This window comes from Acinetobacter corruptisaponis, assembly GCF_030053775.1.
Lineage (GTDB): Bacteria > Pseudomonadota > Gammaproteobacteria > Pseudomonadales > Moraxellaceae > Acinetobacter > Acinetobacter corruptisaponis.
This window is the reverse complement of sequence record NZ_CP125669.1, coordinates 3,796,484-3,812,245: the sequence shown is the minus strand read 5'-3', so window position 1 is coordinate 3,812,245 and position 15,762 is coordinate 3,796,484. Positions and strand designations below refer to the sequence as shown.

At 42.4% G+C, this 15,762-nt stretch carries 11 protein-coding genes and 1 pseudogene; 9 read left to right on the top strand and 3 right to left on the bottom strand.

From position 1 onward, the window contains the following. Positions 1-533 precede the first annotated feature (533 nt). The 7 genes and pseudogenes from QLH32_RS18180 (at position 534) to QLH32_RS18150 (ending at position 8,344) form a co-directional block, all read left to right on the top strand. A pseudogene (locus tag QLH32_RS18180) lies at positions 534-1,031 on the top strand (hypothetical protein). Between the two features lie 78 nt (positions 1,032-1,109). Beyond that, complete coding sequence (locus QLH32_RS18175) at positions 1,110-3,221, top strand: TonB-dependent receptor (RefSeq protein WP_283267440.1); 2,112 nt, start codon at positions 1,110-1,112, stop codon at positions 3,219-3,221. A 3-nt stretch (positions 3,222-3,224) separates the two neighbouring features. Continuing rightward, positions 3,225-4,688 (top strand): PepSY domain-containing protein, encoded by a 1,464-nt coding sequence (locus QLH32_RS18170; protein ID WP_283267439.1) that lies wholly within the window; start codon positions 3,225-3,227, stop codon positions 4,686-4,688. Between the two features lie 242 nt (positions 4,689-4,930). Further along, complete coding sequence (locus tag QLH32_RS18165; protein WP_283269377.1) at positions 4,931-5,392, top strand: DUF2946 domain-containing protein; 462 nt, start codon at positions 4,931-4,933, stop codon at positions 5,390-5,392. Positions 5,393-5,540: 148 nt separating this feature from the next. Continuing rightward, complete coding sequence (locus tag QLH32_RS18160; protein ID WP_283267437.1) at positions 5,541-6,974, top strand: cytochrome ubiquinol oxidase subunit I; 1,434 nt, start codon at positions 5,541-5,543, stop codon at positions 6,972-6,974. Beyond that, positions 6,971-7,975 carry a cytochrome d ubiquinol oxidase subunit II gene (gene cydB / locus QLH32_RS18155; RefSeq protein ID WP_283267436.1) on the top strand — a complete coding sequence of 335 codons (1,005 nt, stop codon included), beginning with the start codon at positions 6,971-6,973 and terminating at the stop codon, positions 7,973-7,975. Before QLH32_RS18160 ends, cydB begins: the two co-directional genes overlap by 4 nt. A 126-nt stretch (positions 7,976-8,101) precedes the next feature. Continuing rightward, positions 8,102-8,344 (top strand): helix-turn-helix domain-containing protein, encoded by a 243-nt coding sequence (locus tag QLH32_RS18150; RefSeq protein ID WP_283267435.1) that lies wholly within the window; start codon positions 8,102-8,104, stop codon positions 8,342-8,344. Between the two features lie 47 nt (positions 8,345-8,391). On the opposite strand, the gene QLH32_RS18145 is transcribed toward QLH32_RS18150, so the two are convergent. From QLH32_RS18145 to QLH32_RS18135, 3 genes are all read right to left on the bottom strand, one after another. Continuing rightward, on the bottom strand, positions 8,392-10,500 hold the full coding sequence (locus QLH32_RS18145; RefSeq protein WP_283267433.1) for a TonB-dependent copper receptor: 2,109 nt from the start codon (positions 10,498-10,500) through the stop codon (positions 8,392-8,394). Positions 10,501-10,565: 65 nt separating this feature from the next. Then, positions 10,566-10,970, bottom strand: a complete 405-nt coding sequence (locus tag QLH32_RS18140; protein ID WP_283269375.1) for a DUF2946 family protein — start codon at positions 10,968-10,970, stop codon at positions 10,566-10,568. 222 nt (positions 10,971-11,192) lie between these two features. Next, the gene (locus QLH32_RS18135) at positions 11,193-13,472 is read right to left on the bottom strand and encodes a YadA-like family protein (protein WP_283267432.1); all 2,280 of its coding nucleotides are present in this window, start codon (positions 13,470-13,472) and stop codon (positions 11,193-11,195) included. Between the two features lie 110 nt (positions 13,473-13,582). Here QLH32_RS18135 and QLH32_RS18130 point away from each other — a divergent pair, with 110 nt between their 5' ends. Both QLH32_RS18130 and QLH32_RS18125 read left to right on the top strand, forming a co-directional pair. Beyond that, complete coding sequence (locus QLH32_RS18130; protein WP_283267431.1) at positions 13,583-15,421, top strand: TonB-dependent receptor; 1,839 nt, start codon at positions 13,583-13,585, stop codon at positions 15,419-15,421. Then, complete coding sequence (locus QLH32_RS18125) at positions 15,418-15,762, top strand: hypothetical protein (protein WP_349307078.1); 345 nt, start codon at positions 15,418-15,420, stop codon at positions 15,760-15,762. The genes QLH32_RS18130 and QLH32_RS18125 overlap by 4 nt, the downstream gene beginning before the upstream one ends.

The following is a 15,762-nucleotide window of genomic DNA, read 5'->3' as shown; positions in this document are numbered from 1 at the left end:
TGTAATGATCTAGAGATAAACTCTCCGAGTCGCAAGTTTCAAGATGAGCAAAACCAAACGAACATTTGCTGCAAACTGTACAGTGCATATTTGTCGAATAATATGTAAACCAAGACTTAACATTACACAAGTTTGCATAGATAACTGCTTAGGACATAAGTCACATCTAAACAAATATCATAACGTGAGTAATAAGTTATTTATCGGATGTGTGCCATTTAAAAATGATTGGCTAAAACCATGCTAATCGTAGAATTAAACTTACTTTATAGACTGAGAAGATTACCACAAGGAGATACAAGTTACGTCGAATTATAATTAATACTTATGTAGCTCAAATTACATGCATTTTGAGAGCAATCAGTTGGCTGCATTGAATTGAATAGCCCCGAGCAGAAAAACTTCAAATTCTCTATCAAAGAGTTTGATCTTATTTGACCAATACAACATTTAATTGCAAAAAGATTGTTTTTGAATTGTAATCTTTTTTTAATTATACTGCTGCCACATTTCTACTACGACGTATCGCTGATATGAAGTCCAGTTTTCGTCAACACTTGCTAAAGTGGCGTACCGTGCTTGGTGCGATCACTTTGCTGTGTTTACTCTGGCATATCTTCTTACCAACGATGGTACACACAGGCATCATGCCCGCACTTTATGCAATGCCATCTCATTGCCAAGTCACAGAAATTCAAAATACGATGATGCTGACTCAGGAACATACACATCATCATTAAATGCACAAGATGTCCCACCAGCAGCATTTGCAACATACTCAGCATTCTCAACTCAGTGAATATGCTCAGGAGGTTTTTGCACTTGCAAGCCAAATCATGAAGCACTGTCCTTTATGTACACATGGTTTAGATGCTGCTGCAATCATTCCATTGATTGCATTTATTTTAGTATTTTTAGTGGCTTGGTTTAGTCGTGTACGATGCCTGTGTTATACATGGACAGAAGATCTGCACATCCCTCGAATCTTCTATATTCTTCCCATAAAACAAGCTCCACCACTCGCTCTATAAATTGCAATTTTTTACATCGTACTCGGTGCATCGTCACTGTGTATAACCTCGTTTATTGCTTTTTTATAGAGTTTAAAAATGAATACTCAATTTCGTTTGTCAGTATTAACGGCTGCGTGCTTGTCTATTAGCTATAGTTCTTTGGCATTTGCCGAAAACACAGCAAATAATGAAACTAAAACACTCTCCACCATTGTAGTCACTGCAAGTCGTGAGGGTGAATCCATCAATAATACGCCTGCTGCAATCAGTAAAATTAGTAACACTGACATTGAAGAAAAACATGCGACCTTTATTGGTCAGCTTGTCAATCAAACACCAGGTGTCTTAATGAATGATTTGGGCAACGAACAACACATGATGTCGATTCGCCAACCGATCACCACTGCTGCGGTTTATCAATATTTAGAAGATGGCGTTTCAGTGCGCCCTGTTGGTGTGTTTAACCACAACGCACTTTATGAGGTAAATTTGGCAGGGATTGAGAGTATTGAAATCCTACGTGGTCCAGCCAGTAGCTTATATGGCAGTAATGCCATTGGTGGAACAATTAACTTTCTAACCAAAGCCCCAAGTTTAACACCAACCGCTGATTTAGGAATCAGTGCAAGCAGTGAGGGCTATCGTCGTGTGGACTTGGGGGCTTCCAATACCTTTAATACAAATTTTGGTGAACATGGTTTAAGAATTTCAGGCTATGCCAGCGATCGTGGAGATAGTTGGCAGGATCATGCTGAAAGTAATAAGCAAAGTGTGACATTGAGACATGACTGGCGTATTTCTGATGCAACACAAATCAAAAATATTGTCAGCTATAATCATCTCAAAGCGGATATGACAGGCAGTTTGAATAAAGATGATTTCAATAAACGTGCAGGTTATAGCTATCAAACATTCACTTATCGTGATGTAGATGCAACTCGCCTTTCTTCCCAAATGAGTCATCAATGGAGTGATGAGCAGCAAAGTCAGGCAACAATCTATTATCGTGACAACAGCACAGAACAAAATCCAAGTTATACCATTCGTACTGATATTAAAAACGGTAAACCGACTGGAACATATAGTGGTCAAACCACCTATAATGCGTTTCAATCCTATGGTTTAAATCTACAGCATTCTGCAACATTAGATCAGGTTAAGTTGATTGTTGGCCTTATGGCTGATCATTCTCCAACTCAAGCAAAAACTAATGATATTGAAATCTTCCGTGATCCAAATACCTTAGTTTATACAGGCTTTAAACAACGCCAGTTATTACGAGACTTTAATGTTGATGTCAATAACCAGGCAATTTATGCTCAAGCCAACTGGCAGATTTTACCAACATTAAATCTGGTCGGTGGCGCACGTTATGACTGGATTAGCTATGATTATGACAATAAATTAACGCCATCTACTGTGACAGGCGCACCTGATGAAAAACGAAATTTTCATAAAGCCAGCCCTCAACTCGGTTTTGTCTGGAATATCACCCCTGCAATGGATATATATAGCAATTGGTCACAGGGGTTTGTTCCGCCAGAGGTCAGCAGTCTATATGGTGCGAATCTAGTGACACCCAATCTCAAAGAAGCCACCTTTAATAACATAGATGCTGGTGTACGTTTTAAACTACTTGATGATCACTTAGATGGTGAAATCACCTTATACCGCTTACAGGGTAAGGATGAAGTGATGAGCTATACCAAACCAGACAATACTCGTGAACCACGTAATACAGGCAAAACGCTACATCAAGGTATTGAGATTGGGGGAACATGGAAAATTAGTGATCTCTATGACCAGCGTTTAAAGTTATCTGGTAGCTGGGCAGAACACGAATATAAGGAGTTCCAGCCCTCCAGTGTTTTAGATTACAGTGGTAATACCATGCCAAGCGCACCGAAAACCTTTGGTACGCTTGAATACCAGATCAGACCTATTCCTGAATTGCTGCTCTCTGCTGAGGGTGTCTACGTGGGTTCCTACTGGATGAATGATGCCAATACTGAGAAGTATAATGGACATACTGTTTTAAATTTACGTGCCAATTATCGTAAAAATGCTTATGAAATTTATGGGCAAGTTCTCAATGTAACAGATGAGCACTATTCTGAAAGCACCTCTTACAGCAACAATCAGGCGAGTTATACCCCTGCTGCACCTCGTACCTATTTATTAGGCTTACGTTACCACTTTGGGAAATAAGCCATGAATGCCAACCAACTTAAGAAACTGATACGTTTGCATCGTTATTTTGGGATGGTTTTAGGCATTTTAGTTTTATTCTGGGCTTTAACTGGCGTGTTGCACCCAATTATGAGTGCAACACAGCCACAGCCTGTAAAACGTATGCCACCATCTCAAGAGCTTGATTTGCGGTCTGCTTTGGCTGTTCCACAGCTTTTAAAGCAGCAGCAAATTGAACATTTTTCTGCTTTGCAAGCGATTCAGTTGCAATCTCAACAAGTTGCCTATCGTGTCTTAAAACCCTATCAAGATATGGCTGAATATTATGACAGCCAAACAGGTCAGTTAATTCAGGGTGCAGAACAGCAAGATGCTAAACGCCTTGCTCTCTGGTACACGGGATTAAGAGAGCAAGAGATTGTTTCAACCACCCTCATTGCCGAGTTTAGTGATGATTATCCAAGTGTTAATCGTTTATTACCGATTTGGCGTGTCGATTTTAGCAATGGTCTAAGGGCTTATGTTGATACCTCTCAATCTCGACTATCGACCTTGTCCAATGACCAAAAAATGTGGATGGCAAGAATTTTCCGTTTAGGTCATACATGGACGTGGGGTAATCAAGCCTGGACAGGTCAAACGCTGCTGATGCAAATCGCCTTAATTGGTATATTGGTGCTGATATTTATGGGGATTGGATTATTTTTTAAAATCCATAATCGCAAAAATCATCGGTTAGGTCATAAACCAATGCGTTTTTTACATCGTTATTTAAGTATCAGTTTAAGTGTGTTTATGCTGCTTTGGGTCATCAGTGGTTTTTATCATGTATGGCAGAAAAAACCTGATATTCAAAATATTCAGCCCGTTTTTAATACGGAAGATTTAAGTCTGGAAGCATGGCAAGCTGTCGTATCACAGCCTTTACAGCGTTTAAGTCTTGTACCAATTGCATTCAATCAACATCAGGCTCAGGCAGGATGGTTATTTCAGCCTATCGGACAAAATCCAATGCAAGGCAGTATGACCGCAGTCAAAGAACATGACCACCATACACATGGTAAAAGCCAAGCACCTGAAATAAAGTTAATAGATGCCCATACGGTGAATATACTGGATGCCTTGCAACAAAGCAGACAACTTGCTGCAAGTTATCTCAATCTACCATTGAATCAACTCGGTCAAAGTACATGGATCACAAGCTTTGGTGGTGAGTATGGTTTTATTAATAAGCGTTTGCCTGTTATCAAAATTGAAACGACTTTAGCCAATCAACTACGACTCTATATTGAACCGAGCAGTGGTATAATTGCCGCTCAAGTGACACAACAGGATGCTTTAGAGGGTTTTAGCTTTGCCTATTTACACAAATGGACGTGGTTGCCAATAGATAAGACACTTCGGGATATTCTGCTGGCTACACTTGCGGGCTTGATTGCCGTGATGGTGATGTTAGGTTTCTGGATACAGACCAAAAAGCATTAATCTACCTAGCGCCAATTCTCAATCGATTATCTGAGAATTGGCGCTCAGAGGTTTAATATTTTTCTCTTAAATAATTTATTATAAATCGACAATTAGTTTCAAAACAAATCATACTAAAAATCTGTGATTATCAAATTACCACAATTTTTTATTAGAAAATAAATAATTAAGACTTTAAGAAAGCTATTTTTTTGCTATAGTGTGGCACAACCGATTTCCAGAAAGAGATCAATTGGGTGTTGATGGTTTTTGGAAGATTGCTAGGCTTCTATGCAGTCTTGTTACAAATCGCTGTGTTCTTACAGCCCTTGCTGCCAGAGAAATATCAAATCTCTCCAGTATGTGAAACTATTGCCCAAGCACTGCAACTTCAACATTCTGTGACATCTTCTAGTCACAACCATCACAACGCACCAGAACAGCATCACAGCATGTCTCATCACATGCATGAGATGGGACATGCAGCAGCACACACTACCTCATCTGACATTACAGTAGCAAGCCACCATCACCATGATGCAGGACATCAATGTCAGTACTGTGTGGTATATAGCCATGTTGTACCCTTACCTGACCTTGATCTAAAACAGATTCTGATCCGTATTCAGGTACGTTTTCTAGCGTTTATTGAAAACTATTTCCATGTTTTCTTTCAACTCCAGCAACTCTTCCTTATCCCTCAAGGGCGTGCCCCGCCACTTTGATGATCGTTCACTTGAAGCTCAAAATATTTGTTTTGAAAAATTAATATTTTCAAGAGATTATCATCATGTTTTATTTTCATGCTCTTACATGGGTAGAGATTGCTACAACTATAGGTTTAGTTCATCAGCAAAAAGATGAGGTGCAGTCATGACTCTGGGTTTAACAGCACTTGAACTGGCGAGAATACAGTTTGCCTTTACCGTATCGTTTCACATCATTTTTCCTGCAATTTCGATTGGACTTGCAAGCTTTTTAGCAGTATTGGAATGGCGTTGGTTACGTACCAACAATCCGATTTATCAAGACCTGTTTAAGTATTGGGTCAAAATCTTTGCTGTTGCATTTGGGATGGGTGTGGTCTCAGGTGTGGTGATGAGCTATCAGTTTGGTACAAACTGGAGCGAGTTTTCACGCTTTGCTGGCGGTGTCACAGGTCCATTGCTCACCTATGAAGTCCTAAGCGCATTTTTCTTGGAGGCGGGCTTTCTCGGGATCATGTTATTTGGTTGGGGACGAGTCAGTAAAAAGGCGCATTTCTTTGCCACACTTATGGTCGCAGTGGGAACCTGTATTTCAATGTTCTGGATTTTATCCTCAAACAGTTGGATGCAAACACCGCAAGGCTTCACTATAGAAAATGGCATTGTTGTGCCACAGGATTGGTTTGCAATTGTATTTAACCCCTCCTTTCCTTATCGCCTTGCTCACATGGCCATTGCTGCCTTTATGGTGGCGGCCTTACTGGTTGCAGCGACTGCGGCATGGCATTTGCTGAAAGGTCGTCGGGATGACTTGGTGAAAAAGTCTTTTTCGATGGCACTGTGGCTGATTCTGATTTTAGCTCCCTTACAGGTCTTCGTGGGTGATGCACATGGTTTAAATACGCTCGAACATCAACCTGCAAAGCTGGCAGCGATGGAGGGACACTGGGAAACCAACTATGACGAGGGTATGCCATTGTATTTATTTGGCATTCCTGACATGCAGGAAGAACGTACCAAATATGCGATTGCGATTCCAAATCTAGGTAGTCTCATTCTCACCCATTCAATGAATGGGACAGTGAAAGGTTTAAAAGACTTTGCACCTGAAGATCGTCCGAATTCGACTGTGGTTTTTTGGAGCTTTAGGATCATGGTAAGTTTAGGCATGTTGATGCTGTTGTTAGCCCTTACCGGTGTTTGGTTGAGAAAAACAGGCAAACTTTTTGAAAGTAAATGGTTTCACCGTTTTGCTTTATTCATGGGACCATCAGGCTTTATTGCACTATTGGCTGGCTGGTTTACTACAGAGGTTGGCCGTCAACCGTGGGTGGTCTATGGCGTGATGCGTACCAAAGATGCACTTTCCCCTGTTTCAGCCGAGCAGGTTGGCCTAACCCTGATTATCTTTGTGGTGGTGTATTGCATCGTCTTTGGTATCGGCATCTATTACATGCTGAAACTGATGCACAAAGGTCCTGAATTTATTTATAGCCAGCAACAAGAAGTTGGCGGTGTCGGTCATTTTAAAACACCTATGCGTCCACTGAGTGCCGCAGATGAACGTCTTGATGATCAAGATCAAGGAGCATCTTCATGATTGATTTGTCTTTAATCTGGATTGTCATTATTGCGATTGGTGTTTTCATTTATGTGGTGCTGGACGGCTTTGATCTCGGCATCGGTATTTTGTTTCCATTCATCAAAAATCAGCAGGAACGTGATGTGATGATGAATACTGTCGCGCCTGTCTGGGATGGTAATGAAACATGGATGGTACTGGGTGGTGCTGGCTTATTTGCAGCATTTCCAATGGTCTATTCCGCAGTCTTATCAGCCCTTTATCTACCGATTATCTTGATGGTCATTGCGCTGATTTTTCGTGGTGTTGCCTTTGAATTTCGCTTTAAGGCAAACCGTACCAAGCATCTATGGGATGCGGCTTTTATTGGCGGATCAGTCTTATCCAGTTTCCTACAAGGTGTAATTCTTGGTGCATATATTCAGGGCATACATATTGTCGATGGGCGTTATGCAGGGGGTGGCTTGGATTGGCTTACGCCATTTGCACTGTTTACAGGTGTAGGTGTCGTGGTGGTTTATGCTGCACTTGGCTGTGGCTGGCTGATCATGAAAACCGATGATCAATTACAAAACAGTATGTATCGTTTAATGCCAAGACTGATCATGGTATTGCTACTGATATTTGCTGCTGTCAGTATATATACGCCACTGGCACATCCAATGATTGCTGAACGCTGGTTTACGCAACCTCAAATTTTGTATTTCAGTCCAGTTCCAATTTTGGTGGTGGTTTTCACTTTTTTAACCATTCGTGCCTGCCAAAAACGTCAGGAATCGATGCCCTTTTTATATACCTTGGCATTGGTATTTTTGGCCTATACAGGCTTTCTCATCAGTATATTCCCTTATGTTATTCCGCCATCAGTGACGATCTGGGATGCGGCTGCACCAGCCAATAGTCAGTTGTTTGCGCTGATCGGAGCACTAATTTTGATCCCAATTATCATCATCTACACCATCATGGCGTACTGGGTATTTAGGGATAAAGTCCGTGTTGGCGATGAGGGTTATCACTAGGAGAAAATGATGAAGTTATCTCAATCACAGTGGTTTATCCTGCTTTGGCTTGCAGGTTTTTTTGGTTTATTGCTGATCGCCTTGTTATTCAGACTGTTGCTGCAACTGGCATATTAGGGTGAGATGATGAAACAGCAATTTGACTCTCACACTTCAACTACTGTTCAGGATGAGGAACTGGCTGATGAAATGATCAGAGCACGTCGGCAAATGAAAATTTCTCAAGCAGAACTCGCAACTAAATTGGGTATCTCTGCAAGAACTGTAGAAAGTTGGGAAAGAGGCATAAGACATCCATCTAAACCATCTCAGGCACTTATTCGGTTATTTATAAAGTCACCTGAATTCGTTTTAAAAAATCTAAATTAAGCTAAAAAAAGACCATGCTCTTGCATGGTCTTTCCACAGCATTAAACTTAGAACTTCATACTAATTCGAGTCCAATAGTTACGCCCAATATTATTGTATTGAGTATTCGTTGGATAAAAGCCAGTCGCTGCCCCACCCTTGTTTAAATGTTCGGCATAGGTTTCATCCAGAAGATTATCAACGCCGATTGACCATTCAACATTTTTAGTCAGCTTATACGCACCATTTAAAGACAACGTATTAAATGCCTTACTCTCTCCCATATCGTAGCCAACAATATTACCCTCATTTTTACTAATGCGGTCTTGTTTTGCCACTACACGCCACAGTAGACCTAGAGAATAATTATCTGCAACATAACGTAAATTAAAACGTCCCTCTAAAGGTGCAATTTGAGGCAATGGTCGATTGTCAGTGGTGTTTTTACCCCATGCATACATGGCACTGGCATCGGTTTGGATGTTATCTGTAAACTTATAGCCCACGCCTAACTCTGCACCTGCAATGGTCGCATCGACATTACGAATAGTTGAACTAATCATCTCATTCTCAGGATCAGCGTAGCTCACCAGCATAAAATCTTTGATTACACCTGTATAGGCAGAGGCCCAACTATTGTATTTGCCGTGTTCCAGTTGATAGCCTAAATCCAGTTGTAGAGTTTTTTCATTCTTGAGATAGTCCAAATGATCCGACGTTCGGGCAACAGTTGGCATAACCATTCCTCCCCCCATATCATCCATATCTGTCATACCATCCATACCTGTCATACTATCCATGCCAGTGCCTGTTGATGGTAATGCGGTACTATATATCTCCCAGAAATCAGGGGTACGTTCAACATATCCCAAGCCAATATAGCTTTTGAGATTATGCTCAGGCATCAGGTTTTCCAGCCGAATAAAACCACTGGGTACGGTATCTTTACGGGTTTTGTTGCTTGCCAAGTTTTCAATTTCAACATGGTCAGCACGTACGCCAGTAATGACTTTATTATTGTCATTCACAGCAATAGCGGCTTCAGTAAATGCGCCATAACTTTGGAAACTCAAAGTTTCATCCATTGGCGGTGGCACATCACCACGCATATACATATTGCCAGCCTGTTTGTTGTACTGGGAATCGACACCAGAAACCACACTGATGTTATTCCAGTCAGTGGTGATGGCAGCTCTGGCATTTAAAGTCCTACGAGTAACATCCATTGCCATCGGCATCGCCATAGGTCCTGTTGTGGGCACGGCTCTCAGGCTAAAATTATCCATAATGTGATCATTAAAACTGTAGTCGACCTGTGCTTCGACCTTTTTAATCACATCATTGATATTACGTTGTTCAGCATGTAGTCCAAGACTTTCACGCTTAAATTGTGAGCCATCCATTGAACGACCTGCATAAGCAGACTCTCCGTCTCCCTTACCACCTTGCAATTCAATCCACGTATTTTCAGTTGGTGTCCAGCCTAGGGCAAGGTCAGCGCCCCAACGCTCCCAACTTGAATGAACGTTTTTACCATCACCATCCTGATAATCATCGGATACCGAACGATTAGCATTGATACGAGCATAGCCAGTCTCATTCCCCACCGCTGCATCAACATTATGGTCTACACGTCCATATGAACCAGCGACCACACTTGCCTGACCTTTATAATGTTGATCCTGTTCAAATTTGATTGGATCGCGTTCAAATAATACTGTTGCCGCTGAACCTGGGGTTGGATAACGTACAGTTTGTGGACCTTTAATGACTGTAATATGGTCAAAACTCTCAGGTGAAATATAAGATGTCGGATTATCCATTCGAGCAGGACATGCACCCAACTCTTCAGAGCCATCATTCAGCACTTTAATTCGTGAACCAAACATGCCCCTAAAACTAATATCACCATTGGTTCCACCACTTCCAATACTACTGAATCCTGGAATAGTTTTTAAATAAGCAGCACCATCAGTCGCAGGAACTGGCTGAATCGGTTGTTTTGGGTCAGCGTGAACGATCAATCCATTGGCATCATTTGCCACTTGTGCAGTGACCACTATCGGAGCTAATTGAAAGATATTTTCTTGACGTTGTTCTGCAAAAACTGTTGTTGAATAACAGGCAATACTCATCGCAACCACAAGCGGTTGTAAATCAAATTTAGGCTGAGCCATAATTAATCTCGCAAAAATATAAATGAAGAACAAAGCAAAAAAGCTTTGTATTTCCTAATCAGTATTTATGCGAATAAAGGCGGTGCTCGCCCTTGTGGTAACAGGTATAACCGCTGTAAGGCAAAATAAATATGCTGGAAATTACGATTAAATGCCAACATCCGAACATAAAGGCGATCAAAGACCTCCTCAAGGCTAAAGTCCAGACCTGTGGTTAAATTGGCAAATACCGTACAGTATGGACATTCATGTCCAACATCATGTTGATGAGGACTTTGAGTGGTATGGGCTTTTTGATCGTCATCCATCATGTGATGCTGGTGATGATGTTCAGATAAATGATCAACATTCTGCTGTTGGGCAGCACTGAGGGTATTGGAAAAAGCATCGGAAATAGTGACACAGACCAGCGCAATACGATATTGTGCTGGTAACAGTGGTTGTATAAATACAACGGTTTGCAGGAACATTGCCGAGAGGGCAAGGACTAGAGCAACTCTCAAGATAGGCTTTTTCAATATTGAGACGGCTGCAATTTAGCACAGTGCATATAATGTAAGCAATTGTTTTAATATGAGGGTTTTAAAATCATAAGAAACGGAATTTTAAATACTTTCAGTAGAAACACTGATTAAATTAATCAGTGTTTCTTATCAATCAAAATTAAGCTTTCATAATTAATATCAATGATATTACTTCCATGAATAAGACACGCCTGCACCAACAGCGGTTGTCTTACTACTACTTAATCCACTTGAGAATGAGCCTTTAATTGCAACTCCATTATCAAAGTAGTGGCTTGCACCCACTGCAATTGCTGACTTGCTATCATAGTTACCTACTCCCATTCCGACAGTGCTTGTACCTTGTACCGCAGGTGTTGGAATATTGGTCATTGCCGCAATTCCTGCAATACCTTGTGCTGCAAGTTCACGGTTTTTGTTAATATCCTGCGCCATACGATTTGACGTATCCGTAAATGCATTTTCCAGATCGGCAAACTTGGTATCAGTATAGGTTTTCGCGCTTGACAATGTAGTTTGATCTCCTGCATCGGCATGGGCTTTGGCATCGCGGAGGGTTGTTGCATCGGCAGTTGTAAAGTCCTGACGAATCACCACTTCACGCTCATTAGTATAGGTTTTCGCACTATTCAATGTCACCTTATCTCCCGCATCTGCATGAGTTTTGGCATCTGACAATACTTGAGCATCTGCTGTCGCAAAGTCCTGACGAATCACCACTTCACGCTCATTAGTATAGGTTTTCGCACTATTTAAAGTTGCTCGATCTCCCGCATCTGCATGAGTTTTGGCATCATTCAACACTTTAATATCAGCATCTTTCATCTGTTTCACATTCACAGCATCTGTATCTGCTGTTCCTGCTGCTACATGAATAATTTGACGTTCTTTACCTGTTGCTCCAACTGAAATTGTATTATCTCGATCTGACGCCGAATCATTACCCAATACAACTGCATTTTTTGCAGAGGTATTAACGTTATTACCCAGAACAAATGTTTTACCATCACCATTAATGGTGTTGTTATTACCAATCGCATAACTATCATCTGCATTGATATAACTTGGATCGCCAATCGCTCCTGAATTGTTTCCCGTCACCTGGTTACCAACACCAATACTAATGGATTGGTCACCTTGCGCAGAAGCATCTGCTCCAATTGCAATTGCATCTTTTCCAGTAGCTTGTGCTTTTGGTTCAACTTTTGGTGTATTCGACTGTACCTGGAAATATGGGTTACCTGTACCATTTTCTCCAAGTCCAACCTGTTCCAACCATTCTGTTTCTGTACCCTTGTAGCCATTGCTGACTGCAATGCTATAAGCCGTTTTGCTGTCTAATAATCCATCACCTTTCGCTCCAGTATCACCTTTGGCACCTGTATCACCTTTGGCTCCGTCTACACCTGCTGCGCCAGTATCACCCTTGGCACCCGTATCGCCTTTGGCTCCTGTGTCGCCTTTTGCTCCTGTGTCACCTTTAGCGCCTGTATCACCTTTAGCGCCGTCTGCACCTGCCGCACCAGTGTCACCCTTGGCACCCGTATCGCCTTTCGCTCCATCTATACCTGCTGCGCCAGTATCACCCTTGGCACCATCTACACCTGCTGCGCCTGTATCGCCCTTGGCACCCGTATCGCCTTTAGCGCCGTCTACACCTGCTGCGCCAGTATCACCTTTCGCACCCGTGTCGCCTTTTGCTCCATCTATACCTGCTGCGCCTGTATCGCCCTTGGCACCTGTGTCGCCTTTCGCTCCATCTGCACCGGTGTCGCCTTTCGCACCCGTTGCACCTACTGAACCTGTGTCACCTTTCGCGCCTGTTGCACCAACTGAACCAGTATCACCTTTGGCACCTGTGTCACCTTTAGCTCCGTCTGCACCTGCTGCTCCTGTATCACCCTTGGCACCTGTGTCACCCTTGGCTCCATCTACGCCTGCTGCGCCTGTATCGCCCTTAGCACCTGTGTCACCCTTGGCACCAGTTGCACCTACCGCTCCTGTGTCACCTTTCGCACCCGTTGCACCTACTGAACCTGTGTCACCTTTCGCGCCTGTTGCACCAACTGAACCAGTATCACCTTTGGCACCTGTGTCACCTTTAGCTCCGTCTGCACCTGCTGCTCCTGTATCACCCTTGGCACCTGTATCGCCTTTGGCTCCTGTGTCGCCTTTTGCTCCATCTATACCTGCTGCGCCTGTATCGCCCTTGGCACCCGTGTCGCCTTTGGCTCCATCTGCACCTGCTGCGCCTGTGTCACCCTTGGCTCCAGTTGCACCTACCGCTCCTGTGTCACCTTTCGCTCCATCTATACCTGCTGCGCCTGTATCGCCCTTGGCACCTGTGTCACCCTTGGCTCCAGTTGCACCTAGCAGCGATTTCACAAGGTAGCTATGCAGGGAATCAGGCACAGGAAACAGATTCAGGGCTATCAGCACAGATCGCATCAAAATCAGCTTAATCCACTGATGATAAAGCTATTCTACAGCTTGATAGTATTGTAGTCACAGCACGCCGCCGTGCCGAAGAAGCACAAAAAGTACCCTCTCCCATTACCGTGATTCAAGGCAAACAGCTTGAAGAAGCTAAACTGTATCAAATACAGGACTTACAGCAGCAATTACCTAATTTTACCTCACAGTTTATCCACGCCCGACAATCCAGTGTGGCGATTCGGGGGATCGGAAATAATACCGCTAACGATGGCTTGGAAAGCAGTGTTGGCATCTATCTGGACAATGTTTATCTAGGGCTACCAGGACAAGCTGTCTTTGATCTACTGGATATTGAACAAATTGATTTGTTGCGTGGCCCACAAGGAACATTATTTGGTAAAAACACCACTGCTGGCGTGTTAAATATTAGCTCCAGACCACCTGTATTTCATCAGGAAAGAAGTGTGGAAGTTTCAATGGGTGAACGTGGCTACCATCAGATAAAAGGAATGTTTAATCAGCCTTTGTCGGACGATGTTGCCGTACGTGTTTCAGCATATGGTACGCATGATGATGGCTGGGTCAAAAATACCTACACAGGTGAAGATTTAAATGAAATCAACCGCTATGGGGTACGTGGACAAGTATTGTATCAACCAGATGATCAACTGAGTTTACGTGTGATTGCCGAGCATAATCAGGAAGATTCAAGCACGGGTTCTCTTATTCCCTACAGTTTCGGGCCGTGGAATCCGTCTGGGAATGTTGCCAGTTATTTACCTTTAGGTGTAGCAGGATCAAATGCAACAACTTATGCAGACAGAGTTACACTATTGGGAGCGAAAAATATCAAACGCAGCCCTTATGATTATGCAGTAGATTTAGATGCAGAGCAGCAATCAAAAATTAAACAAAATTCGGTATCTACTGAATTAAACTGGTTATTTGATAATGGCTTTAAGCTCACCTCCATCACAGCATGGCGTGACTGGAAATTTAAACCCAAAAATGATCTGGATTTCACACGTCTGGATGGGATTACAGGTGGCTTTAATGTCGATCAGAACCAGTTTTCACAGGAAGTCCGTCTTGCCTCTCCACTGAACCAAACATTCGATTATGTACTCGGCGCTTTTTACTATTATCAAAATATTGACAGTCATAACTCGTATCAAACAGGCATAAATGCGCTTGCTGCCACGACAGTTTTTCCCAATAATGCTTATCTTTCAGGTCTCGGTCACTCCACAACAGACAGTTATGCCCTCTTTGGACAATCGACATGGCATGTACTCCCCAAATTTGATGTAACCACAGGGATTCGTTTAACCTCGGAAAGAAAATCAGGACAAATTCAACAGACTGATATTCAGCCTACGGTTTATACCGCATTCAGCCCTTTATTTAGGGCTTATGATTCAGGGCATCTTTCTAGAACAGACCAGAGTGTGGCAGGTTTACTCACCGCAAGTTATCAGTTCAAGCCTGATATTTTAGGGTTTATCACCCTATCCACAGGTGAAAAGTCAGGAGGATATAATCTTAACAGTGTGGCAACGCCAGCAGCAGCTTTGGGCAATACTGTACTCAATATTGATCCTGAAAAAGCCAGAAATCTAGAAATTGGCCTAAAAAGCACATGGCTGGATCAACGCTTGTTTTTCAATATCAATGGCTTTTTAACCAAAATTAAGGATTATCAGGCAGTCACCACCATTGCAATTGACAATCAATATCTCAACCTATTGACCAATGTCGGTGATTTGACCAGCAAAGGCATTGAGCTAGATGTAAAGGCGCAGTTAAATCGTCAGTTTTCAGTGAATTTTATGCTGCCTACACTGATGCAACTTTTGATTCTGGTACAGCACCCACATCATTTGAAACCTTTAATGGCAGGGGTGGAACTGCCGACAGTGGTTATGGCAAAGGTTATCGTGATATTTCAGGCAATCAGGTGAATGGTGCACCACGCTGGACCACCAATCTTTCACTGCAATACCAACATGATGTATTTGCACATGCAGAGCACTATAGTTTGATTAATTATGGTTGGCGTTCAGAGACTTATGCCGATGCCAATAACTCAATGTATTCAAAAATACCGAGCTATGGTGTATTGAACCTGATCACTGGCGTACGTCTACCCTACGGTCAGAATGAAATTGATTTCTCTATCTGGGCAAAGAATGTGTTAGATAAACACTACTTTTTAGGATTGGTCAATTCAGGTAACGGTGGATACACTGCTTCTGCCGCACAACCACGCACTATTGGTGCAAGTGTTAAATATCGTTTTTAA

Excerpts from the sequence above, each read along its gene's own strand:
- cydB (WP_283267436.1), top strand. The coding sequence starts at position 6,971 with ATGATTGATTTGTCTTTAATCTGGATTGTCATTATTGCGATTGGTGTT.
- QLH32_RS18160 (WP_283267437.1), top strand. The coding sequence starts at position 5,541 with ATGACTCTGGGTTTAACAGCACTTGAACTGGCGAGAATACAGTTTGCC.
- QLH32_RS18135 (WP_283267432.1), bottom strand. The coding sequence starts at position 13,472 with ATGCGATCTGTGCTGATAGCCCTGAATCTGTTTCCTGTGCCTGATTCC.
- QLH32_RS18165 (WP_283269377.1), top strand. The coding sequence starts at position 4,931 with ATGGTTTTTGGAAGATTGCTAGGCTTCTATGCAGTCTTGTTACAAATC.
- QLH32_RS18140 (WP_283269375.1), bottom strand. The coding sequence starts at position 10,970 with ATGTTCCTGCAAACCGTTGTATTTATACAACCACTGTTACCAGCACAA.
- QLH32_RS18145 (WP_283267433.1), bottom strand. The coding sequence starts at position 10,500 with ATGGCTCAGCCTAAATTTGATTTACAACCGCTTGTGGTTGCGATGAGT.
- QLH32_RS18150 (WP_283267435.1), top strand. The coding sequence starts at position 8,102 with ATGAAACAGCAATTTGACTCTCACACTTCAACTACTGTTCAGGATGAG.
- QLH32_RS18175 (WP_283267440.1), top strand. The coding sequence starts at position 1,110 with ATGAATACTCAATTTCGTTTGTCAGTATTAACGGCTGCGTGCTTGTCT.
- QLH32_RS18170 (WP_283267439.1), top strand. The coding sequence starts at position 3,225 with ATGAATGCCAACCAACTTAAGAAACTGATACGTTTGCATCGTTATTTT.